Origin of the sequence: Polaribacter sp. Hel1_85 (assembly GCF_000766795.1) — a bacterium.
In the GTDB taxonomy this organism is placed as follows: domain Bacteria; phylum Bacteroidota; class Bacteroidia; order Flavobacteriales; family Flavobacteriaceae; genus Polaribacter.
On record NZ_JPDS01000002.1, the window covers coordinates 1,355,729 to 1,376,011 of the forward strand.

22 protein-coding genes are annotated in these 20,283 nt (G+C 28.5%); 4 read left to right on the forward strand and 18 right to left on the reverse strand.

The annotated features are described in order from the left end of the window. Positions 1-72 precede the first annotated feature (72 nt). Positions 73-987 carry a dimethylarginine dimethylaminohydrolase family protein gene (locus tag PHEL85_RS13190; protein WP_036825748.1) on the forward strand — a complete coding sequence of 305 codons (915 nt, stop codon included), beginning with the start codon at positions 73-75 and terminating at the stop codon, positions 985-987. A gap of 83 nt (positions 988-1,070) precedes the next feature. Here the strand turns inward: PHEL85_RS13190 and PHEL85_RS13195 are convergent, their stop codons facing one another. The 9 genes from PHEL85_RS13195 to PHEL85_RS13225 all read right to left on the reverse strand — a co-directional run bounded on the left by PHEL85_RS13195 (position 1,071) and on the right by PHEL85_RS13225 (position 9,803). Further along, entirely contained in the window at positions 1,071-1,772 is a 702-nt protein-coding gene (locus tag PHEL85_RS13195; RefSeq protein ID WP_036825750.1) for a DUF4369 domain-containing protein, read from the reverse strand. 38 nt (positions 1,773-1,810) lie between these two features. Further along, a complete protein-coding gene (locus tag PHEL85_RS13200) occupies positions 1,811-3,118 on the reverse strand; it encodes a DUF819 domain-containing protein (RefSeq protein ID WP_036825753.1) in 1,308 nt (435 codons plus the stop codon). 2 nt (positions 3,119-3,120) lie between these two features. Next, positions 3,121-3,795 (reverse strand): DUF2490 domain-containing protein, encoded by a 675-nt coding sequence (locus PHEL85_RS13205; protein ID WP_036825756.1) that lies wholly within the window; start codon positions 3,793-3,795, stop codon positions 3,121-3,123. Between the two features lie 19 nt (positions 3,796-3,814). Then, positions 3,815-7,003: a VPS10 domain-containing protein gene (locus tag PHEL85_RS13210; protein WP_036825759.1), complete on the reverse strand. Its 3,189-nt coding sequence runs from the start codon at positions 7,001-7,003 to the stop codon at positions 3,815-3,817. 135 nt (positions 7,004-7,138) lie between these two features. Then, positions 7,139-7,303, reverse strand: a complete 165-nt coding sequence (locus PHEL85_RS17675; protein WP_081965140.1) for an Arc family DNA binding domain-containing protein — start codon at positions 7,301-7,303, stop codon at positions 7,139-7,141. A gap of 125 nt (positions 7,304-7,428) precedes the next feature. After that, positions 7,429-8,229 carry an alpha/beta hydrolase gene (locus PHEL85_RS13215; RefSeq protein WP_235318278.1) on the reverse strand — a complete coding sequence of 267 codons (801 nt, stop codon included), beginning with the start codon at positions 8,227-8,229 and terminating at the stop codon, positions 7,429-7,431. Then, a complete protein-coding gene (locus tag PHEL85_RS18005; RefSeq protein ID WP_200882357.1) occupies positions 8,226-8,726 on the reverse strand; it encodes a hypothetical protein in 501 nt (166 codons plus the stop codon). The genes PHEL85_RS13215 and PHEL85_RS18005 overlap by 4 nt, the downstream gene beginning before the upstream one ends. 2 nt (positions 8,727-8,728) lie before the next feature. Beyond that, the gene (locus PHEL85_RS17680) at positions 8,729-8,887 is read right to left on the reverse strand and encodes a DUF4177 domain-containing protein (RefSeq protein WP_081965141.1); all 159 of its coding nucleotides are present in this window, start codon (positions 8,885-8,887) and stop codon (positions 8,729-8,731) included. A 55-nt stretch (positions 8,888-8,942) separates the two neighbouring features. After that, complete coding sequence (locus PHEL85_RS13225; RefSeq protein WP_036825761.1) at positions 8,943-9,803, reverse strand: SPFH domain-containing protein; 861 nt, start codon at positions 9,801-9,803, stop codon at positions 8,943-8,945. 122 nt (positions 9,804-9,925) lie between these two features. Here PHEL85_RS13225 and PHEL85_RS13230 point away from each other — a divergent pair, with 122 nt between their 5' ends. From PHEL85_RS13230 to PHEL85_RS13240, 3 genes are all read left to right on the forward strand, one after another. Beyond that, positions 9,926-10,708, forward strand: coding sequence for a S1/P1 nuclease (locus tag PHEL85_RS13230; RefSeq protein WP_036825764.1), 783 nt, complete (start codon positions 9,926-9,928; stop codon positions 10,706-10,708). Between the two features lie 116 nt (positions 10,709-10,824). Then, positions 10,825-11,328: a TlpA disulfide reductase family protein gene (locus PHEL85_RS13235; RefSeq protein WP_036825768.1), complete on the forward strand. Its 504-nt coding sequence runs from the start codon at positions 10,825-10,827 to the stop codon at positions 11,326-11,328. Positions 11,329-11,346: 18 nt separating this feature from the next. Next, entirely contained in the window at positions 11,347-11,952 is a 606-nt protein-coding gene (locus tag PHEL85_RS13240) for a thioredoxin family protein (RefSeq protein WP_036825771.1), read from the forward strand. A 138-nt stretch (positions 11,953-12,090) separates the two neighbouring features. Here PHEL85_RS13240 and PHEL85_RS13245 read toward each other — a convergent pair whose 3' ends face one another. The 9 genes from PHEL85_RS13245 to PHEL85_RS13285 all read right to left on the reverse strand — a co-directional run bounded on the left by PHEL85_RS13245 (position 12,091) and on the right by PHEL85_RS13285 (position 20,201). Continuing rightward, positions 12,091-13,326: a DEAD/DEAH box helicase gene (locus tag PHEL85_RS13245; protein ID WP_036825774.1), complete on the reverse strand. Its 1,236-nt coding sequence runs from the start codon at positions 13,324-13,326 to the stop codon at positions 12,091-12,093. 136 nt (positions 13,327-13,462) lie between these two features. Further along, positions 13,463-14,104: an alpha/beta hydrolase gene (locus PHEL85_RS13250; protein ID WP_036825777.1), complete on the reverse strand. Its 642-nt coding sequence runs from the start codon at positions 14,102-14,104 to the stop codon at positions 13,463-13,465. Between the two features lie 22 nt (positions 14,105-14,126). Then, positions 14,127-14,453 (reverse strand): hypothetical protein, encoded by a 327-nt coding sequence (locus PHEL85_RS13255; RefSeq protein WP_036825779.1) that lies wholly within the window; start codon positions 14,451-14,453, stop codon positions 14,127-14,129. A 5-nt stretch (positions 14,454-14,458) separates the two neighbouring features. Then, a complete protein-coding gene (locus PHEL85_RS13260) occupies positions 14,459-15,715 on the reverse strand; it encodes a dihydroorotase (protein ID WP_036825781.1) in 1,257 nt (418 codons plus the stop codon). Further along, positions 15,712-17,661 carry a BatA domain-containing protein gene (locus PHEL85_RS13265; RefSeq protein ID WP_036825784.1) on the reverse strand — a complete coding sequence of 650 codons (1,950 nt, stop codon included), beginning with the start codon at positions 17,659-17,661 and terminating at the stop codon, positions 15,712-15,714. The genes PHEL85_RS13260 and PHEL85_RS13265 overlap by 4 nt, the downstream gene beginning before the upstream one ends. 76 nt (positions 17,662-17,737) lie before the next feature. After that, on the reverse strand, positions 17,738-18,502 hold the full coding sequence (locus PHEL85_RS13270) for a TIGR02757 family protein (RefSeq protein WP_036825788.1): 765 nt from the start codon (positions 18,500-18,502) through the stop codon (positions 17,738-17,740). A gap of 3 nt (positions 18,503-18,505) precedes the next feature. Beyond that, the gene (locus PHEL85_RS13275; RefSeq protein ID WP_036825791.1) at positions 18,506-19,066 is read right to left on the reverse strand and encodes a hypothetical protein; all 561 of its coding nucleotides are present in this window, start codon (positions 19,064-19,066) and stop codon (positions 18,506-18,508) included. A gap of 58 nt (positions 19,067-19,124) precedes the next feature. After that, positions 19,125-19,535 carry a hypothetical protein gene (locus PHEL85_RS13280; protein WP_036825794.1) on the reverse strand — a complete coding sequence of 137 codons (411 nt, stop codon included), beginning with the start codon at positions 19,533-19,535 and terminating at the stop codon, positions 19,125-19,127. A 6-nt stretch (positions 19,536-19,541) separates the two neighbouring features. Next, entirely contained in the window at positions 19,542-20,201 is a 660-nt protein-coding gene (locus tag PHEL85_RS13285; RefSeq protein ID WP_036825797.1) for an ABC transporter ATP-binding protein, read from the reverse strand. Between the last annotated feature and the right edge of the window lie 82 nt (positions 20,202-20,283).

Consider the following 20,283-nt stretch of genomic DNA (forward strand, 5'->3'; position numbering starts at 1 on the left):
AAAATAGTATTATTTTACAGAAAATTTAAAAGCTTCATGATTTATGAAGCTTTTTTTATCGAATTATAAATAATGTTACAATTAAATATAAAAAACGAAACTTCTCGGTTAAGAGCTGTGATTTTAGGTACAGCTCAAAGTAATGGAAATGTTCCTAAAGTAGAAGATTGCTATGACCCAAAAAGTGTTGAGCATGTTTTAGCAGGTACATATCCAAAAGAGGAAGACATGCTCTTAGAAATGGAGGCAGTTGCTAAAGTTTTAAATAAGTATGATGTAAAAGTTTTTAGACCAGATATAATTAAAAATTATAACCAGATTTTTTCTAGAGATATTGCTTTTGTTATAGATGATATATTTATTGAAGCAAATATTTTACCAGATAGAGAAAGAGAGTATAAGGCTATAGATAAAGTGATTTCTCAAATAAATCCAGATAAAGTTATTGTTTTACCAGAAGAATGTCATGTAGAAGGAGGAGATGTTATGCCATGGAATGATTATATATTTATTGGTACTTATTCTGGAAATGATTATGCAGATTATATAACAGCTAGAACAAATATTGATGCTGTAATTGCCATTCAGGAATTATTCCCTCATAAAATAGTGAAGTCTTTTGAGCTAAGAAAATCGAATACAAATGCAAAAGAAAATGCACTGCATTTAGATTGTTGTTTTCAGCCTATAGGAAAAGATAAAGCAATTCTTCATAAAAATGGTTTTTTAGTTGAAAAAGAATATGAATGGTTGGTTAATTTCTTTGGAAAAGAAAATATTTTTGAAATTACAAAAGAAGAAATGTATAGTATGAATAGTAACGTTTTTTCTATTTCTGAAGAAGTTATTATTTCAGAAAAAAACTTTACTAGACTTAATACCTGGCTTAGATCAAATGGATTTACTGTAGAAGAAGTACCTTATGCAGAAATAGCTAAACAAGAAGGTTTGTTGCGATGTTCTACATTACCTTTAATAAGAGATTAAGTAAGACTTTTTTTATAAATTTTTCACAATAAAAAACCGAGCAATTTGCTCGGTTTTATGTAATTATATACTATGAGAAATTATTATTTCTCGTTTGATTTTATCTTACTAACGTATTCTTCAAAACGTTTACCGTAATCAGATTTTTTAATTCTTTCTGATAGAGAACTATTTACTGTATCTAGCATTTTTAAACTGGCATCATACATTTCTGTAAGCGCAATATATGGAGCAACTTCCATATCAGCATTTGTAATAGCAAAATTAGTTGTAAACAAAACTCTTTTTTTTGCTAATTTGTTATATTCTTTCTCTAATTGAGCAACAAGCTCTGTATCATTTACTTTTTTAGCATCAAAATCTTTTTTGATAAACTCCAAACGATCGTTTTGAAATTTTCTTTTGATTTTATTATATTTATCTAAAAGTTCTTGATTTTTGGATCCATAAATTTCTGGAGTATAGCCAAACTGTTCTACTTTATCATTAATAGTAATTGTACCTTTTTCTCCAAAAAATAAGATTCTTTTATCAGTAGTATTTCCATCAAAAGTTAAATAATATAATACAGGAGATTCTATATTATCAGTTAAAATAAATTTATCACTTCCTATTAAGTTTACAGAATCTACAGATACTAAAAGTGTATCTTTCATTTTTTGCAGGTATAAAGTTCCTTTTTTAAGACCCTTAATTTGTCCTTTTACAATCATGTTTCCTTCTTTCTTAGAAGAACATGCTGTTATTAAAATTGATAGTACTAAAAGAGTAATAATTTTCTTCATAAATCTAAATTTTCGTCTGCAAATATGCTCATTTTTATTTAAAGAGTCGCTGATAATTCTAATAAAATAGTACACAAAATTGCACCTACAGTTCCTATTGCATATCCAAAAACAGCTAATAAAACACCAACTGTTGCTAAAGAAGGATGAAAAGCTTGAGCAACAATAGGGGCAGAAGCAGCACCACCAACATTTGCTTGACTACCAACTGCTAAAAAGAAATAAGGTGCTTTTATCAATTTTGCTACTAAAATTAGTAAACCAGCATGAATTGTCATCCAAACAACACCAATAGCAATTAAACCTAAATTGTCGAAAATCATAGCCAAATCCATTTTCATACCAATAGAAGCTACTAATACATAAATAAAAATACTACCTAATTTACTAGCACCTGCACCTTCGTAATTTTTTGCTTTTGTAAAGGATAATATAATTGCAACAATTGTAGAGATACTAATTAACCAAAAGAAGCCAGACCCTAAAAAGGTAAAGACATTTCTCCAGGTTTCTGATTCAATACCTGAAACTAAATTATTAAAGAAAGTACTTAAATAGGATGCAGCAAAATGACCAAACCCAACTGTACCAAATGCAATTGCTAACATTATCATTAAATCTGTTAACGTAGGGTTTCTTTTTGTTTTTTGAGAAAAGGCAGAAACTTTTTCTTTTAATTCTTCGATTGCAGAAGTATCTGCTCCAAGCCATTTATCAATTTTATCTTTTTTACCAATTCCTATTAATAAAATAGCCATCCAAATATTGGCAACAACAATATCAACAAAAACCATCCCTCCATATTTTTGAGGATTGTATTGGTAAATTTCTAACATGGCAGTTTGGTTTGCTCCACCACCAATCCAACTTCCTGCAAGTGTAGAAAGCCCTCTCCAAACCGCATCAAAATCTGCTCCACCAACTGTTTCTGGAGAAAAAATTGAGATTAATAAGATTGCAATAGGACCTCCAATTATAATTCCTATAGTTCCTGTAAAAAACATAATTAATGCTTTAGAACCTAAGTTAAAAATAGCTTTTAAATCGATACTTAATGTCATTAAAACTAATGCTGCAGGTAATAAAAAACGACTAGAAACATAATATAATTGAGATTCTTCTTTTACAATTTCTCCTACAGTATTTGTCGTTTCCCATTCTGGGGATATAATTCCGGCAGTTGTAAAAATTGCAGGAATAAAATATGCCATAAATAAACCAGGAACAATTTTGTAAAATTTGTGCCAAAAACCACTTGTTTTACTTTCTGTATAGAAAACGAACCCGAGTGATAACATTAATATTCCAAAAACGATTGCATCGTTTGTAAAAGTAGGTGCTGTCATATTTATATTGTTTTTTTTGTAAAATCTGTGTTTAAAATAATGCCTAATTGTACTCTATGAAGACTACTATTTGAGAATTTTGTGTAAAAATAGCCTATTTTTAGCTTTACTGATTCATTAATTTTTTTAATTAATCCGGCACCAGTTCTATTTTGACTAAATGCTTTTGCTGCAAATTTTATAAATATTTCACTAAATGCATAGGTTTCCCATTTTTGAAATATTGGATACTTTAAAAATAACCCATATCTTATTCTATGTTTTACTTCATCTTTTAAATTTTGCCTTTTAAACCTTTGTGCTAATCTAATTCTATGGTTTACTTGAATTGTATTCCAATTAACTTTAATATTTAAATCTTGATAAAAGCGATATTCATATAAGTCTGGTAAATCTGTTTTATAAGATGTATCTGTAATTGAATATACAGCACCACCAGTAAAATTTACTTTTTTATTAAGACTATAATTGAGCCCCATTCGATAAATTTCTTGTTGATATTCTGAAGCAAGTTCAAAATATCTAAAATGTGCACCTGTTTTAAGTTTTATATTTTTAGATAGTTTGTGAGAACCATTATACATGTACCAACTTCCTAATTTGTGTTCAGGGGAATTTTGAGCTTTTGCCACAAATGAAAACAGACTAAAACATAAAATAATAATTAATTTTCTCATTTTTTTTAATAACTACAATCTATTTAATAACATAAATTATAGGTTCTTTAAAAGGAGATATTTTAATTTTTTCAGTAGTATTTCTATATGCTTTCCATTCAGAATTAATAAATTTATTAGTTTGCTCTAAAGCTTTTTTAAATTCCATTTTAAATTGATTCATTAAAATAGATTCTGTAGAAGTTTGTTCTCCAAAACGAGAACGAATATATCTACTAGCTAAAGAAAAACGTTGATTTACAGTGACTTCAGGGTTACGTGTAATTCCTTGCCTTTTATCAACCTTACCAAGGTAAAGAGCAATTAAATTATCAATTTTTTCAATAATTTCTGTCGAAGATTTTATTTCATTCTTATACTTTTTCTTATCTTTTTTAGATAATTGAGATTTTAAGTTTGTTGCAGCATTTTTGTTTTCAACTAATTGTTTAACAACGTTGGCTATTTTTTCTTGATAGGCTTCTAATTCTTTACTTGCATCATATTTTTGATTAATTGCTGTTTGAGAAATTTGTAATCTAGGATCAAATTCTACTTTAATATTTTGCTCAGAAATAGCATCTCCATAAGTCATTTTTAATTTATAAACACCAGGTTTCACAGAAACTCCACTTGGTTCTCTTTTAGATTTTCTAATTGTTCTAGATGCTCTTGCAACTCCTTTTTCTCTTAAACCCCAAGTTGTCTTGTGAATTCCATTTTCTTTAGGAGTTTTTATTTTTAATGTTCTAATTTTTCTTACTCTATCAAATATTTCAAGTTTTATAGAATCGTATTTAACAGTATTTTCAGTTTCTTTAGAGTCATTTTCGTTTTGTTTATTATTTGTTTTTTTATCTAAAGGTGCATTGATGTAATAAGAAATAATAGCTCCTCTTTTTCGATTTTCACCTTGATATATTGCATCTGCACCAAATCTACTTCCTGTTGGTTGTTGTGTTGCAGCTTGATAAGCAACTGGTGGAGCAAATAACTCTAATCTTTTCGAAGTAATATTTCCATTTGCAATTGTTCTTAAAGGTTTAATGTCATCCAAAACCCAAGCAGCTCTTCCAAAAGTTCCAATAACTAGATCATTTTCTCTTGTTTGAATTACTAAATCTTTTACAGGAACTGTAGGAAATCCATTTGTCCATTTTGTCCATTTTTTTCCAGCATTTATAGAAATATATAAACCATCATCAGTTCCTAAAAACAATAAGTTTTTATTTAAAGGATCTTCAATTATACAAAGTGTATAGCTTTGTACATCGTTTTCATCTACAATTCGTTCCCAAGATTTACCATAATTTTTAGTTCTGTAAGCATAGGGAGTGTAATTAAAACGTCTGTAATCATTGGCAACTAATAATGCTTCACCTTTATTTTTATTGGATGCTTTTATTTGAGTAATCCAACTATTTGCAGGTAAACCTTTAATGTTTTTAGCAACATTTGTCCAAGTTGTTCCACTGTTTTTTGTAATGTGTACTTGTCCATCATCAGTTGCAGCCCACAAAACGTCTTTTTCTAAAACTGTTGGCTCAATTACTAAAATTGTACAATGATTTTCTGCTCCAGTTGCATCCATAGTTAAACCACCACTTTCTGCTTGTTTTAATTTTTCTGGATTATTGGTTGATAAATCAGGAGAAATCACAGTCCAAGTTAAACCTTTGTCTGTTGATTTATGTACAAACTGACTTCCGAAATATAAAGTAGCATTATCAAAAGGATCCATGTTGATGGCTGCATTCCAATTAAAACGTAATTTCACTTTTGCATCTGGATGTGTAGGTTTTACAGAGTAATTATTTCCTGTGATATAATCATATTTTAACACAGAACCTTGTTGACTCATTGACCAACCATAACGTGAATCATCTTTATCAGGAACTACATCAAAACCATCACCAAAACTAATTTCTTGCCAATAAGAATTTCTAATTCCTTGTGCTTTCCATACATAAGCAGGACCTCTCCAAGAACCATTATCTTGCATTCCCCCATAAACATTATAAGGATATTCATTATCTACATTTATGTGATAAAATTGTGCCACAGGAATGTTACCAATAAATCGCCAAGATTTACCTCCATCTTTTGAAATGTTTAAACCTCCATCATTTCCATCAATCATGAATTTACCATTCTTAGGATGAATCCACCAAGCATGATGATCTGGATGAACTCCATTATTTGCTCGATAAGCAGGCATTAATTGTTTAAAAGATTTACCTCCATCTTGTGATACATTTACGTAAGTAAAGACTGTATATACTCTATTTTCGTTTTGTGGATCAACATAAATCTCTGAGTAATAAAAAGGACGATTTCCAATACCTGGTTTATCATTTATTTTTGTCCATTTAAAACCTCCATCTACACTTTTATAAAGTGCATTCTTTTTAGCTTCTACTAAAGCATATATTATTTCAGGGTTATTTGGTGCTATTGCAACTCCAATTCTACCTAATTCACCTTTAGGAAAACCTTCTTTTTCTGTAATTTGTTTCCAATTTTCTCCTCCATCATGCGTCATATACAAACCACTTCCTGTTCCACCAGATTTAAAAAACCAAGGATCACGTTTGTGTTCCCACATTGCAGCAATTAATTTATTTGGATTTGTTGGATCCATAATTAAGTCTGCAGCACCAGATTTTATGTTTGTAAACAAAATTTGTTTCCACGTTTTACCACCATCAATAGTTTTATAAACACCACGTTCTTTGTGTTCTCCCCAAGGAGAACCAATTGCTGCAACGTAAACAGTATTAGGGTTTGTAGGATCTATAATTACGCGATGAATATGTCTTGTTTTTTCTAAGCCCATCGATTTCCAGGTTTTACCAGCATCTAAAGATTTATAGATTCCAAATCCACCATTTAGGCTATTTCTTGGATTTCCTTCTCCAGTTCCTGCCCAAATTACACTTGGATTTGATTGTTGAATTGCAACAGCACCAATTGAAGCTGTTAATTCTTTTTCAAAAATTGGTTTCCAAGTTGTTCCACCAGAAGTAGATTTCCAAATTCCACCAGAAGCTGTACCAACATACATTATTTCTGGGTTTGCTTCTACAACATCAATAGAAGTTACACGTCCAGACATTCCTCCAGGACCTATATTTCTTGGTTTCATGTTTTTTACCAAATCCATAGAAAAATCTTGTGAAAATAGTAGGGTAGTAGCACATAAAAAAAGTAATGTAAATATTTTTTTCATAGTATGTTATTTTGGAGTTAAGTTTAATGGCAACAAGATACAAAAATTGAAAACGCTCAATGAAAATTGAACGTTTCTTTTAATGTTTTTTCTATTTTAATATTTATGTATGAGCTTAGTTTAAAGAATCTGAATCTATTCCTCTTTCTTTTTAGGTTCTCTTTTTGCATTTTTAAGCGCTTGCATTAGCATCCATTCTATTTGCCCATTTGTAGAACGAAATTCATCTGCAGCCCATTTTTCAATTGCTTTTATCATGTCTTCATTAACTCGCAACGCGAATGCTTTCTTCTTTGCCATGTTATTCTCTTACAAATTTTACGATGGTACTAATTAGTTCTTCTGATATAGGATAATCTGGTGAAAAATACGATTTTAGATTGTCTTCATCTTTATTGATATTCTTTAAAACATGATTCATGTTTTCAATAATAATTAATTTTGCCTTTGGTTGCGCTTTTTTTTAATGTTTCAGCATCAGAAACTTGAACTTGTATGTCCTTTTTACCATTAATAATTAAAATAGGAATCGTTAGTTTTTTGATTTTTTCTAAAGGATTTATTTGCATCCAAGAAAATAAAAAAGATTGATTTTGTTTTGCGAAAACACTCATTAAAAACGGGTTTACAACTTCAATTTTTCCTTTTGTTTTTAGTGTATCAAATTGTTTTTTTGCGGCTTCACCTAAAGTAGAATTGTTTTTGCTAATTTGTTTTATAATAGTTTTATCAATCGTTTCTCCTGCTCCAGCAATAGAGATATATTTATCAGCTTTTTTTGCTGCTAACATTGCAATTAAAGAACCTTGACTATGACCAGCTAAAATGATTTTAGAAAAACGTTTTTCATAATGAAAATAATTTATGATTTCTTCAACATCTAAAGCAAAATCTTGAAGTTTTATATCTGTTAAAAATTTAATATTATTTTTATTGGCAGTTCTTTTGTCAAAACTAAAAAATGCAATTTGTTCTTTATTTACAGCATCTCTAAATTGTTTTATATAATTTGCTTTTATATTTTGTGCAGGTTGATTACCGTTTCTATTTACGGGTCCAGAGCCATGAACCCAAATTATTAAAGGAGTATTTTCTTGAGTAAACGTTAACGTTCCTGGTAATTCTATCTTTCCATTTTTAAGTAAAATTTCTTCTGATTTTACTTGAGCTAAAGAAACTGCAATTCCGAATATTGAAATTATTAAATATGCAATTATACGTATCATGTTAGTTTGTTTTTATAGGTTTCTAACACTCTATTTACTTCTTCTTTTTTTTGTGTCCCAATTAATAATTTTTCACCATTTTTTAAAACTAATTGAATGCCAATATCACCAGAAACATTAATTGCTTTTCCTCTTCCTTTATTAAAAAAGAAACCGCCTTTTAAACCCCAACCACCAAATTCACTTATAGGGAAATAGGTTCTAATTCCTGCTTTAGAAATTTCATTCCAAGCAATTAATCTCATTGAAAAATGAAAAGGAAAAAACTGATAATGAATCCCTTTTTCATCAATTCTTGTAGTTAGTTTAAACAAGAAGATGAATAGCACAGAAATTAATATTCCTGCTAATGTTAAAACAAATTCATTTGTTGTCATTTTAGTATTTTCTTTAAAATATTCTTTCACAATTATTGCAATTGGAACAATAATACTAAAAGCTAAAAGTACAATTAACCAAGTTTGTGTAAAACGTTGTTCTTCTTTAAAAACTTTCACTTTTATCTGTTTTTATTTCTTTCTAAAACAATTCTAGATGTATTTTCTGCTATATGTTTTAAAATCCAACCTTCTCTTGCATATTGGTTCAGGGTATCTTCAAGTTTTTCATTATTTCTTGTCAACCCCATTTTCCAATTTACTACTTTATATTCTTTCATTTTTAATTTCTTTAATTATCATGAGTTTCTTTTCTTAAGAAGATAGAAAGGCTTTTTAATGGCTTAAAGTTCCTGTGTTTAAAACGGGTGAAGCATCTTTATCACCACATAAAACAACCATTAAGTTACTGACCATAGCAGCTTTACGTTCTTCATCTAACTCAACAATGTCTTTTTTGTTTAGTTCTTCTAAGGCCATTTCTACCATACTAACAGCACCTTCAACAATTTTATGTCTTGCAGCTACAATTGCTGTGGCTTGTTGTCTTTTTAACATTGCAGAAGCAATTTCTTGTGCATACGCTAAATATCCAATTCTTGCCTCTAAAACCTCAATTCCTGCAATAGATAAACGTTCTTCAATTTCTTTTTCTAAAGCTTCAGAAACTTCATTTACACTAGAACGTAACGTAATATCTTCTGTGTGGCCTTCATCTGCAAAATTATCATAAGGATACATGCTAGCTAATTTTCTAACTGCAGCATCTGTTTGTACACGTACAAAGTTTTCATAATTATCAACATCAAAAGCAGCCTTGTAAGTGTCTGTAACTCTCCATACTAAAATAGTAGAAATCATTACTGGGTTTCCTAATTTGTCATTTACTTTTAAACGTTCGCTATCAAAATTACTAGCTCTTAAAGAAATTGTTTTTTTTCTGAACAGTGGATTTGCCCAATACAAACCATTATCTTTTATAGTACCTACATATTTACCAAATAATAAAATTACTTTAGAAGTATTTGGATTTACAAGGATAAATCCGAAGAAACCAATAAAACCAATTAGAGTAGCAATTAAGTAAATAGGAGTCTCTTGATTAATCGTTATTGCTATTCCTCCAAAAAACAATAGTAAAACGATTAGTAACATTAAATAACCATTTGCTGGTTTAATAATTTTCTCTGCTTTCATGTGTTTAATTTTATTATGATATTAAAATGATATCACAAAGATATATTATTTTTTTTTGATTTTACAAACTTTGTGATGATTATTTTTATAAATTTGTAGAAACCTAATTTTAAAAATTCAAGATGAAAATTAAATTATTTTTATTGATATCACTATTTTTTTTCTCAAACCCTACAATTGAGGAAACTGTATTTTGGGGGCCAACAGGACACAGAACTACAGGTAAAATTGCTGAAAAACATTTAACAAATAGGGCAAAAAGAAAAATTGATAAATTGTTAAAAGGAGAGAGTTTAGCTTTTGTTTCTACATATGCAGATGAAATAAAATCTGATAGAAAATTCAGCGAATTTTATTCTTGGCATTATATTAATATGGATTTGGATGAAAAATATGCAGATGCAGAGAAAAATCCAAGAGGAGATTTAGTAACGGGAATTAATAAATGTATTGAAGTTTTAAAAGATAAAAACAGTGCTGAAGAAGACAAAGTCTTTTATTTGAAAATGTTGGTTCATTTTGTTGGAGATTTACATCAACCAATGCATATTGGCCAACGTGAAGATAAAGGAGGTAATACTGTGCAAGTTCAATGGTTTGGTAGAGGAACAAATTTGCACTCAGTTTGGGATACAAAAATGATTGAAGAATGGAACATGAGTTATTTAGAATTAGCTGGTAATGCAAAAGATTTGTCTAAAAAACAAGTTGAGGCAATTCAAAAGGGAACTATTATTGAATGGGTTGATGAGGTTCATGAAATTACCAAAGAAGTGTATAAGTCTGCAAATGTTGGTGAAAATTTAAAATACAGATATTCTTACGACCATTTTGGAACCGTTAGAACTCAACTACAAAAAGGTGGAATTAGATTGGCAAAAATATTGAATGAAATTTTTTGTTAAACATTTATAAATCAAATAAATAAAGACCTTGTAAAATTAATTTTATAAGGTCTTTATTGTTAATAATGAGTTAATTATTTTTATTACACTCCTAAAAAATGTAATTTTAAAAAATCATGAAAAAATCAATTTTTATTCTTTTAATTTTTATAGGCTTTTCTTCATGTAAAAAAGAAGTTGTTAAAGATGATAAATTAGAGGTAACTTCTGTAAAATCTTACACATATAATGAGTTAAAACCATTGTTAGAAAAAAATGATGATAAAACATATGTTATCAATTTTTGGGCAACTTGGTGTGCACCTTGTGTTAAGGAGTTACCTGCTTTCGAAAAATTAAAACAAGAGTATGCTACTAAAAATGTTGAAGTAATTTTAGTGAGTCTAGATTTTCCAAAACAAGTTGATAAAAGATTGATTCCGTTTATCAACAAAAAGGAGTTAAAATCTAAAGTTGTTTTGTTAGATGATGTAAATGAAGATGTTTGGATAAAAGCAATAGATTCTACTTGGTCTGGAGCAATACCAGCTACTTTAATTTATAGCTCAAAAGGCCGAAAATTCTATGAGCAATCTTTTGATTATGAAAAATTAGAAATTGAATTAAAATCTTTATTATAAACTTTAAACAAGAACAATATGAAATTCAAAAAAACGATTCTATTATTATTTGTAGCTATAATAGCAACAGCATTTACAAACAAAGTAACTGAAGGTTATAAAGTTGGTGATAAGATTGAAGATTTTAAATTAAAAAATATTGATAATCAAATGGTTTCCTTATCAGATTATTCTGATGCAAAAGGATTTGTAATCATTTTTACATGCAACATGTGTCCATATTCAGTAGCAAATGAAGATAGAATAATTGCTTTAGATAAAAAGTATAAAAAATTAGGTTTTCCGGTAATTGCAATAAATCCTAATGACCCAAAAGCTTCTAGAGGTGATGGTTTTGAGGATATGAAAGTACGTGCATCAGAAAAAGGATTTACTTTTCCTTATTTGTTTGATGAAGGCCAAAAAGTGTATCCAAAATTCGGAGCAAGCAAAACGCCACATGTTTATGTTGTAAATAAGCAAACAATGAAAGTTGAATATATTGGTGCAATTGACAATAGTTCTAGAAACCCAGATAAAGTAACTGAAAAATATGTAGAAGATGTTATAGAAGCTTTGTTAGCAGGTAAAAAACCTTCAAAAACACAAACAAGAGCCATTGGTTGTTCTATAAAAGTGCAATAAGAAAAGATTAATTAATTTTTGACTATATAAAAAATCCCAAGTTTTAACTTGGGGTTTTTTCATGCTCTATTTTTTATAAAACCTTTTTGAGTTTTCAAGGAGATGTTTTAAAGTTAAATTCATTGGGATTAAATTATTTTAGTACCAACGTTTTTTCTTCTTTTTAGAAGCTTCAGACTTTCTTCCTTTTTTATGTTTACTAATTGTGTTTGGTTGCTTTTTTCTATGTTTTGGAGGAGCAATAAGGTAAGGGTGTTCAGTAATTACTTTAATTGGTTTTTCAATTAAAGCTTCAATCAATTTAATATAAGCGTTTTCATCTGGTGAACAGAAAGAAAATGCAATTCCAGATTTTCCTGCTCTACCAGTTCTACCAATTCTATGAATATAGGTTTCAGGAATATTAGGAATATCAAAATTAATAATGGCATCTACATTTGTAATGTCAATTCCACGTGCAGCAACATCAGTAGCGATTAAGATATTTGCTTTTTTATTTTTAAAATCTTCAATAGCTTTATTTCTTATCGCTTGGGTTTTATCTCCATGAATACTAGTAACTTTATATTCATTTTTCTTTAAAGAGGTTTCTAATTTATCAACTCCAAATTTTGTACGTCTAAAGATGATTATTTTTCCATTGATGGTATTTCTCAATAAATGCAAACACAAATCTGTTTTGTTTTTCTTTGGTAGATAATATAATAACTGACCAATATTTTTTGCAGTTGTTTCTTGTGGATTTATTTCAATTTTAATAGGATTTTTTAGAATCCGATTTGCTAATTCATCTATTTTTTCTGGAATTGTAGCAGAAAAAAGTAGCGTTTGTTTTTTCTTTGGGCATAAGGCTTCAATCTTTTTTATATCTGCAATAAAGCCCATGTCTAGCATTAAATCTGCTTCATCAAGCACAAAAATTTCAATGGCACTTAAATCTATGTTTCCTTGTATTTGAAGGTCAATTAATCTTCCTGGAGTTGCAACTAAAATATCTACACCTTTAGCTAAAATTTCTTTTTGAGGATCTAAAGAAACACCTCCAAAAACAGCTGTAGTGGTTAAATTTGTGTGTCTGCTATAACTTTTAAAGTTTTCTAAAATTTGTATAGCTAATTCACGAGTTGGAGTAATAATTAAAGATTTTATTTTTTTCTTTCCTTTTTCTGATGCTTCTTTATCCAGCAAAAGCTGAATAATAGGCAATGCAAAAGCTGCAGTTTTTCCTGTACCAGTATTAGCAGAAACAATAATGTTTTTTTTAGCTAAAACTAAAGGAATTGCTTTCTCTTGTACTTGAGTTGGTGTGTGAAACCTTTCTTCAGCAACTGCTTTTAAGATTGATTTATGTAAAGGTAATTCAGAAAACTGCATTGATTATTTTTTAATGCAAAGGTAGTTTAAAAGAAACTATTGTTTTTGTTGATTTTTGCATTTTAAAAAAGTAGCTTTTTATAGAATCTACTAACTTAAGATGATTATGAAGTCTGTTTTAAAATAAAAAATAAATCTACAAACGTTCTTCAATCCATTTTCTAAAACTATAAAAATTCTGTGGAGCAACTCCGTGTCCAACAGGGTATTCAGAATATACATTGTTTAAACCTAAGTTGTCTAGAAAAGGTTTGTTTTTCCTAGCCCATTCTACAGGTAAAACTTGGTCTACAGAACCATGAGAACCATAATAATCCGTTTTAATTTCTTTAGAAATAGTTTCAGGAAGTAATTCAGTATTTACATAACCGCTTAACGCAATTACATGTTGTACCTTATTAGGGTAGAAAAAGCTTAAAGAGTAGCTTAAAATTGCGCCTTGACTAAAACCTAATAAAAATGTTTTTTCAGGGTTTGTATTGTATTTTGTCTTTATTTCATCAATAAAAACAGCTATTTTATCTATAGATTCTTTTGCTTGTATTAAATCTGAAAACTTACCGTTTTTGTCATCAAAATTAATAGAATACCAAGCGTAACTTCTACCTCCCATTGGTAGAGGTGCTTGTGCGCTAATAATTAAAAACTCATCTGGTAATTCTTCTGCAAAAGAAAATAAATCTTGTTCATTACTACCATAACCATGTAATAAAATTAATAAAGGCGGGTTTTCAACTGCTGTTATTGGTTGTCTTACTAGGTATTGTAAATCGCTCATTCTTTGACTACTTTTTTAGAGATTAAATGTTTTTAAACCAATCTTGAAATTGATCACCTAAAACGGGTACACTTTTTTCTTCACCTTTTATAGCTCCTATCAAAGAAATTACCCATAAAACGAAAATAATAAATCCTACTATTGCACCTGCGGTAGATCCTATGAATTTATAAATGATCCATCCATTTAAAATTTGTAATAAGTTTAATCCTATCATTTGTCTTATGTAAAAACTCGCAAAATAATTTTTCTTACTATTATTCATAAAAAAAGCTATAATTAGTCCAATAACCCATAAATGGCTAATAATTGCTGTTGTTTTTCCTTCGTTTGCTGTATGATTTTCCATGATATTTAATTTATTATTAGTTGGTTGTTAGCGTAAATTCCATATGCTTTTCCTTTTAAACTTTTATTTAAAAAAGCACTATTTTTTGAGGTTGATAAAATATCTTTTTTGTTAAAAGTATATTCATTTTCTGGATTAAATAAAGTAATTTCTGCTTTATTTTGTTCTTTGATAGAGTAATTTTCTAAACCAAAAATTGCTTTTGGTTTTGTTGTAATAGTTTCAATAAAGTTGTCTAATTCTAAAACTGAATTTATAGCTCCAAAAGCACTTTCTAAACCAATAGTTCCATCTTTTGCTTCGCTAAATTCTAGTTTTTTATGTTCAATATCAATAGGATTATGGTCTGAGGTAATTATGTCAATAACTCCAGATTTAATTCCTTTTTGTAAAGCTTTAACATCCGTTTTAGTTCTTAAAGGAGGATTTACCTTAAAATTACTATCAAAACCATGTAATTCATCATCATTTAATGTTAAATGATGTGCAGAAACACTGCAAGTTACTTGTAATCCTTTCTTTTTTGCTTCTTTAATTAAGCTTACAGATTTTGCAGTAGAAATAGTTGGGATATGTAACTTTCCATCTGTATATTCTAATAAAAATAAATCTCTAGCAATTTGTATATGTTCTGCTAAAGCAGGAATTCCTTTGAGTCCAAGTTTTGTGCTGTTAATTCCTTCATTTGCAATTCCTTCTCCAGCAATAGAATTGTTTTTAGGAAAGCTAAAAACCAAACCATCAAAATTTTGAGCATACAAAAGTGCAATTTTCATTAAATTATCATTTGCAATGGGCTTATTGTAATCTCCAAAAGCGATGGCGCCAGATTGTTGCATGTCAAACAATTCTGCCATTTCTATACCTTTGCTTTTTTGTGTTAAAGCAGCAATAGGGTAGAGGTTTGTAGCAAAACCATTTGCTTTGTGTAATAAATACTCAACCGCAGCTTTATTATCAATTACAGGGTTAGAGTTTGCATTTATTGCAACAGCAGTAAAACCGCTCTTTGCAGCAACATTTAATCCATTTTTAATAGTTTCTCTTTCTTCAAAACCTGGTTCTCCAAAAGAAACACTAGTATCAAACCAACCACAAGAAACATGTAAGTTATCTAGCTCTACTAACTGATAGCTGTCTTTTTTTGTGATAGAATCAGCTATTTTATCAATGATTCCGTTGATAATTAAAATGTCTTTTTGTTGATTATGATATGGGCTTGAAGGGTCTATAATCGTTGCCGATTTTATAAGCGTGGTCATGGTTTATAGAATTTTAAAATCAAAATTTCTAGTAGCAAAGATACAATTGCCAGCGCTAAAAACCATTTCCAAAGCCAATGAACTTCATTTTTTTTATTTATTTCTTGAAAAATATCGGAAATAGAACTAGAAACGGTAATATTTTTATTTGCTTTTTTCAAATCATTTAAATCCATAAAGTTTAGTAAGCTTTCTTCTTTTGGATAATTATAAGCTAATTTCTGTATAGTGTCATTGTTTTTTAAAATACTATACAGGCCAGATTTTAAAGGCTGGTTTTTTGTAATGATGCTAACTTTATCCTGAAATTTCTGTTGCAAAGGAATAAAAGAAATTTCTGAGTTAGCAATTCTTAAGACCTTATCTTTATCAATGATTGTTTTAATATCAATTTTGTTTTCAGTAGCAACTCTGTAAAATAATTGAGGATGTTTAAAACTCAATTTCCCGAAGTTGTAAAAAACAGGAACAATTAATGGTGAATTAATGAAATTGCTATTTTTTCTATCTAAAGAACTTGAGATCCAATAGACGTTACTTTCTTTATTTTTAATTTGAGAAATAAAAGATGTATTGTTTTCAAATGAAACAATATTACTTGCGTTTTTTGATGAAATAGGGTAGTGGTTCTTAACAATTGGATATTGAAAATTGGTTACCTTTTTTGAAAAAACATTTTGAAATAAAGGATGGGTATAATTGATATTTGTAATCTTTAAAGTATCAATTTTTTTAGCCTGAATTTTTCCTGCATTTAATTTTTTTAGAAATGAATTATAAGAGATAATATCTAAATTTTCATTTGGAATAATAACTAAGTTTCCTCCATTTTTTGAAAACTCAATTATCTTTTTTGATACCATTTCTGAAATATCTTCAACCTCATTTAAAACAATTAATTGCTGTTTTAGTATTGAATTGTAGTTGGTGTTTTGAAGTGTAGATTGTGTAAAGTTAAAGGCTTCTTTATTGTAAATTTTTGAAAGAAAATCTGCTTTCTTTCCAATAGATAAAACATTAATTTTTTGATCGTTTTTAAAGGTGAAATAAAACACGTTGTCGAACGCAAAAGTATCGCTAAAAGTTGTTGTTATTTTTCCGTTAAATTCTTCTTGGTTTTGAATTTTAAACTCAATTATTTTTTGAGTGTCCTTTTCAAAAGAGTAGGAGCTTTTGCTAATAAGTTTGGCTTTGTTGTATATTGCTATAGGAATATTGTTTTTTGCTTCACCATGATTTTTTACAAGAACATTTAAAGTAAAATTACTTGCATTTGAGTTGCTTATAAAAACACTGTCTATTGAAATGTTGTTTTTTGTAGAAGATTCTAATTTTATGGCAGAAAAAGAGGGTGTTACATTTGTAAACTCGTTTTTGTAAGTGTTCTGAAAATCAGATATAAGTATTGTCTTATTTAAACTTTTTGTTTCATTATTTAAATTGGCGTTAAATTTTAGTAAAACTGTAGATAAATCTACTCTTTTTGAAGTTTCTTTAATGTTTAGTAAAACATTTCTTAATTCAGTTTTTGTAATTTTATCATAAAAACCTGAATTTGTCTGCAACGAATATACATCTTTTTCTGAAACATTTTCTATAATTTCTTGTGCCGATATTTGTAGTAAATTTCCTTTTTCACCTTTAGTATTTGTACTTAAGGAATTGTCTAAGTATATAAAATTATGTTGCTTTTTGTTTGATGTTTTGTTGCTAAAATAAGGTTGAGAAAATGCAAAAATTATCGCTGTAAATAAAAGCATTCTAGAAGCTAAAATTAACCACTTTTTTATGCGTGAACTTTTACGTGTTTGCTGCGCTAATTTTTGTAAAAATGCAACGTTTGTAAATGGTACTTTTATAAATTTTTGTAGTTGAAAAAGATGTACTAAAATAGGAATAATTAGTAGTCCTAAAAAGTATAAGATTTCTGGATTTTTAAATTGCATTTATTTTTTCACGTATTTTCTAAAATACTAATTTATTATAAAAATTATAAAGAGTAGACTAGTTGTTAACTACTAATTAAAACTTTTCAAAAACACCTAAACCAAATAATGCGAAGTCATATTTTACAGGATCATTTTTGTCTAATTTTCGTAAATTATTATCGAGTTCAGAAAGTGCTTTCCAGTCGTTTTGTTTTCGTAAAAGTAGTTTTAATTTTCTGGCAACATTTCCAGAATGTACATCTAAAGGACAAGATAAATTTGCCGGTTTGTGAGTTTGCCAAATCCCAAAATCTACACCCGAATTATCTTTTCTAACCATCCAACGTAAAAACATATTTATTCTCTTAGCAGCAGAATTTTTCAAGGGATCAGAAATATGTTTTTTTGTTCTTTGATGATGAGAAACTTCAAAAAACACCTGTTTTAAGTGATGTATAGCATTCTTATATGTTGTATCATTACCTTTAATAGATAATGCGTTTTCCAGCCCTTTATGGTCGCTGTAAATGTTTTTTAGTGATATTATAAACTGTTGTAAATCTATTGCGTTAAAAGTTCTATGAACAAAACCTTCTAAAGACTTTAAATCATTTTCTTGATGGTTTAAGATAAAATCATAGGGAGCGTTATCAAGTAAATCCATCATTTTAGTTGCATTTTTGATAATCATTTTTCTGTTTCCCCAAGAAATGGTAGCTGTTAAAAAAGCGGCAATTTCAATATCTTCTTTTTTAGAAAATTGATGTGGTATTTGAATTGGATCTGATTCTATAAATTTAGGATTGTTATAAAGCTTTACTTTCTCATCTAAGAATTCTTTTAGTTCAGATTTCTTCATTTTTTATAATTTAATTCCAAATTTGAATCCTAATGAATAGTTTAAAAATGATTTTTTTTCATAACTTTTAAAACGTTTATAATCAAATAACGATATATCATCAGAAAAATTAGTTTGATGGATAAGCTTATTATATTCTAAGTTTATATGTTGATATTTTTTAGTTCTTACGCCTAAGCCAGAATAAAAGTCGAAATAAAATTTTTCTCCAATAGGTACAAGTAATCCATACTTTAAATTAATTATTGTTACGGTTTTTTTAGTAGCAAAATCATCGGTTATGTACTCGTGTGTATCTATATCGTTAATTACGGTATAATTAATGTAGTCATTATATTGGCTTTTTATTGTGCGAACTTCAAGTGCTAAATATTCGTTTAAATGAACATTGTTTGTTAGGTTGATGTTATTGTAAAACTTTGTTTCAAATCTATAAGTACTTGCTTTTTCTTTTAGGTATAAAACATTAGAGTCACTATTGGGATAACTTGTATTTCTAAAACCATATTCAGCGCTTAAACTTATATTGTCTTTTATAAAATATTCTGTACCTAAGGTCCCCATAGGTATGGAAATAAAATCAAGAAACTGCAAAGGGGATGTGTATATGAAAAATTTATTTTTAGGAAGTAGTGCTATTTTTTTTTGTACTTAAAATTATTTTTTTTGTAATACTATCTGTAGCAAAATGCAAATTATGTTTATAGGTAAAACGTTTGTCTGTAGTAAAGTCAACAAGTATTCCAATACCATAATTATTAAAAATATTAAGCCAAAAGAAATTAGATAATTTTCGTTTTAAATAAAATTTTTCTTTTAAGCTATCTTTTAAAACTGTAATCGTTAACGTTTTTTTAGAACGAACAGGTTTTATAATTACTCCTTTTCTATTGATAGATAGTGTGTCTTTTTCATAAATAATTTTACTTTCTTTATCTGCTGAAATTTTAACAGAAGTCTTTTTACCATTTAATATGGATGCACAAGAATTTAAGATTAGAATCGTAATTAAAGATAGACCTAACTTTTTCATATTTGGTTAAATTATTTTTCCATCTTTCATAGTCAACTTTCTGTCTGCCATGTTTGCCAATTCTTCATTATGAGTAATGATTACAAAGGTTTGTCCGAATTCATCACGAAGTTTAAAAAATAGTTCATGTAAGTTTTTAGCAGACTCACTATCTAAATTTCCACTTGGTTCATCAGCTAAAATAACAGAAGGATTGTTTATTAAAGCTCTAGCAACAGCAACTCTTTGTTGTTCTCCACCAGAAAGTTCGTTTGGTTTGTGGCTTATTCTATGAGATAATCCTAAAAATTCAAGAATTTCTTTTGCTCTTTTTTCTGTTTCTTGTTTTGGTTTATTTCCAATAAAGGCAGGAATACAGACGTTTTCTAAAGCAGTAAACTCTGGTAATAATTGATGAAATTGAAAAATAAAACCAATATGCTTGTTTCTAAAAGAAGAAAGCTCGTTATCTGCTAGGTTGTTAAGTGAAACGTTGTTTAGTTTTAATTCGTAGTTTTCTTCCTTTTGGGGCTTGTCTAAAGTTCCTAAAATTTGAAGCAATGTTGTTTTGCCTGCTCCAGAAGGGCCAACAATAGCAACAATTTCTCCTTTTTTTATATGTAAATCTAAACCTTTTAAAACTTCTACATCCCCATAATATTTGTGAATGTTTTTACCAATTATCATACTTAAAACTTTGTAACGAATGTATAAAAAAGAAATCAGAAAAACGATGAAGCTTTTCTGATTTCTAATGAACTAAAGATAT

What these genes read in the sequence shown, in the direction of transcription:
- PHEL85_RS13215 (WP_235318278.1), bottom strand. Translation starts at nt 8,229, where the DNA reads ATGATACGTATAATTGCATATTTAATAATTTCAATATTCGGAATTGCA.
- PHEL85_RS13235 (WP_036825768.1), top strand. Translation starts at nt 10,825, where the DNA reads ATGAAAAAATCAATTTTTATTCTTTTAATTTTTATAGGCTTTTCTTCA.
- PHEL85_RS13285 (WP_036825797.1), bottom strand. Translation starts at nt 20,201, where the DNA reads ATGATAATTGGTAAAAACATTCACAAATATTATGGGGATGTAGAAGTT.
- PHEL85_RS13250 (WP_036825777.1), bottom strand. Translation starts at nt 14,104, where the DNA reads ATGAGCGATTTACAATACCTAGTAAGACAACCAATAACAGCAGTTGAA.
- PHEL85_RS13210 (WP_036825759.1), bottom strand. Translation starts at nt 7,003, where the DNA reads ATGAAAAAAATATTTACATTACTTTTTTTATGTGCTACTACCCTACTA.
- PHEL85_RS13240 (WP_036825771.1), top strand. Translation starts at nt 11,347, where the DNA reads ATGAAATTCAAAAAAACGATTCTATTATTATTTGTAGCTATAATAGCA.
- PHEL85_RS13190 (WP_036825748.1), top strand. Translation starts at nt 73, where the DNA reads ATGTTACAATTAAATATAAAAAACGAAACTTCTCGGTTAAGAGCTGTG.
- PHEL85_RS13195 (WP_036825750.1), bottom strand. Translation starts at nt 1,772, where the DNA reads ATGAAGAAAATTATTACTCTTTTAGTACTATCAATTTTAATAACAGCA.
- PHEL85_RS13230 (WP_036825764.1), top strand. Translation starts at nt 9,926, where the DNA reads ATGAAAATTAAATTATTTTTATTGATATCACTATTTTTTTTCTCAAAC.
- PHEL85_RS13265 (WP_036825784.1), bottom strand. Translation starts at nt 17,661, where the DNA reads ATGCAATTTAAAAATCCAGAAATCTTATACTTTTTAGGACTACTAATT.
- PHEL85_RS13280 (WP_036825794.1), bottom strand. Translation starts at nt 19,535, where the DNA reads ATGAAAAAGTTAGGTCTATCTTTAATTACGATTCTAATCTTAAATTCT.
- PHEL85_RS13245 (WP_036825774.1), bottom strand. Translation starts at nt 13,326, where the DNA reads ATGCAGTTTTCTGAATTACCTTTACATAAATCAATCTTAAAAGCAGTT.
- PHEL85_RS13255 (WP_036825779.1), bottom strand. Translation starts at nt 14,453, where the DNA reads ATGGAAAATCATACAGCAAACGAAGGAAAAACAACAGCAATTATTAGC.
- PHEL85_RS13205 (WP_036825756.1), bottom strand. Translation starts at nt 3,795, where the DNA reads ATGAGAAAATTAATTATTATTTTATGTTTTAGTCTGTTTTCATTTGTG.
- PHEL85_RS17680 (WP_081965141.1), bottom strand. Translation starts at nt 8,887, where the DNA reads ATGAAAGAATATAAAGTAGTAAATTGGAAAATGGGGTTGACAAGAAAT.
- PHEL85_RS13225 (WP_036825761.1), bottom strand. Translation starts at nt 9,803, where the DNA reads ATGAAAGCAGAGAAAATTATTAAACCAGCAAATGGTTATTTAATGTTA.
- PHEL85_RS13270 (WP_036825788.1), bottom strand. Translation starts at nt 18,502, where the DNA reads ATGAAGAAATCTGAACTAAAAGAATTCTTAGATGAGAAAGTAAAGCTT.
- PHEL85_RS13200 (WP_036825753.1), bottom strand. Translation starts at nt 3,118, where the DNA reads ATGACAGCACCTACTTTTACAAACGATGCAATCGTTTTTGGAATATTA.
- PHEL85_RS17675 (WP_081965140.1), bottom strand. Translation starts at nt 7,303, where the DNA reads ATGGCAAAGAAGAAAGCATTCGCGTTGCGAGTTAATGAAGACATGATA.
- PHEL85_RS13275 (WP_036825791.1), bottom strand. Translation starts at nt 19,066, where the DNA reads ATGGGGACCTTAGGTACAGAATATTTTATAAAAGACAATATAAGTTTA.
- PHEL85_RS13260 (WP_036825781.1), bottom strand. Translation starts at nt 15,715, where the DNA reads ATGACCACGCTTATAAAATCGGCAACGATTATAGACCCTTCAAGCCCA.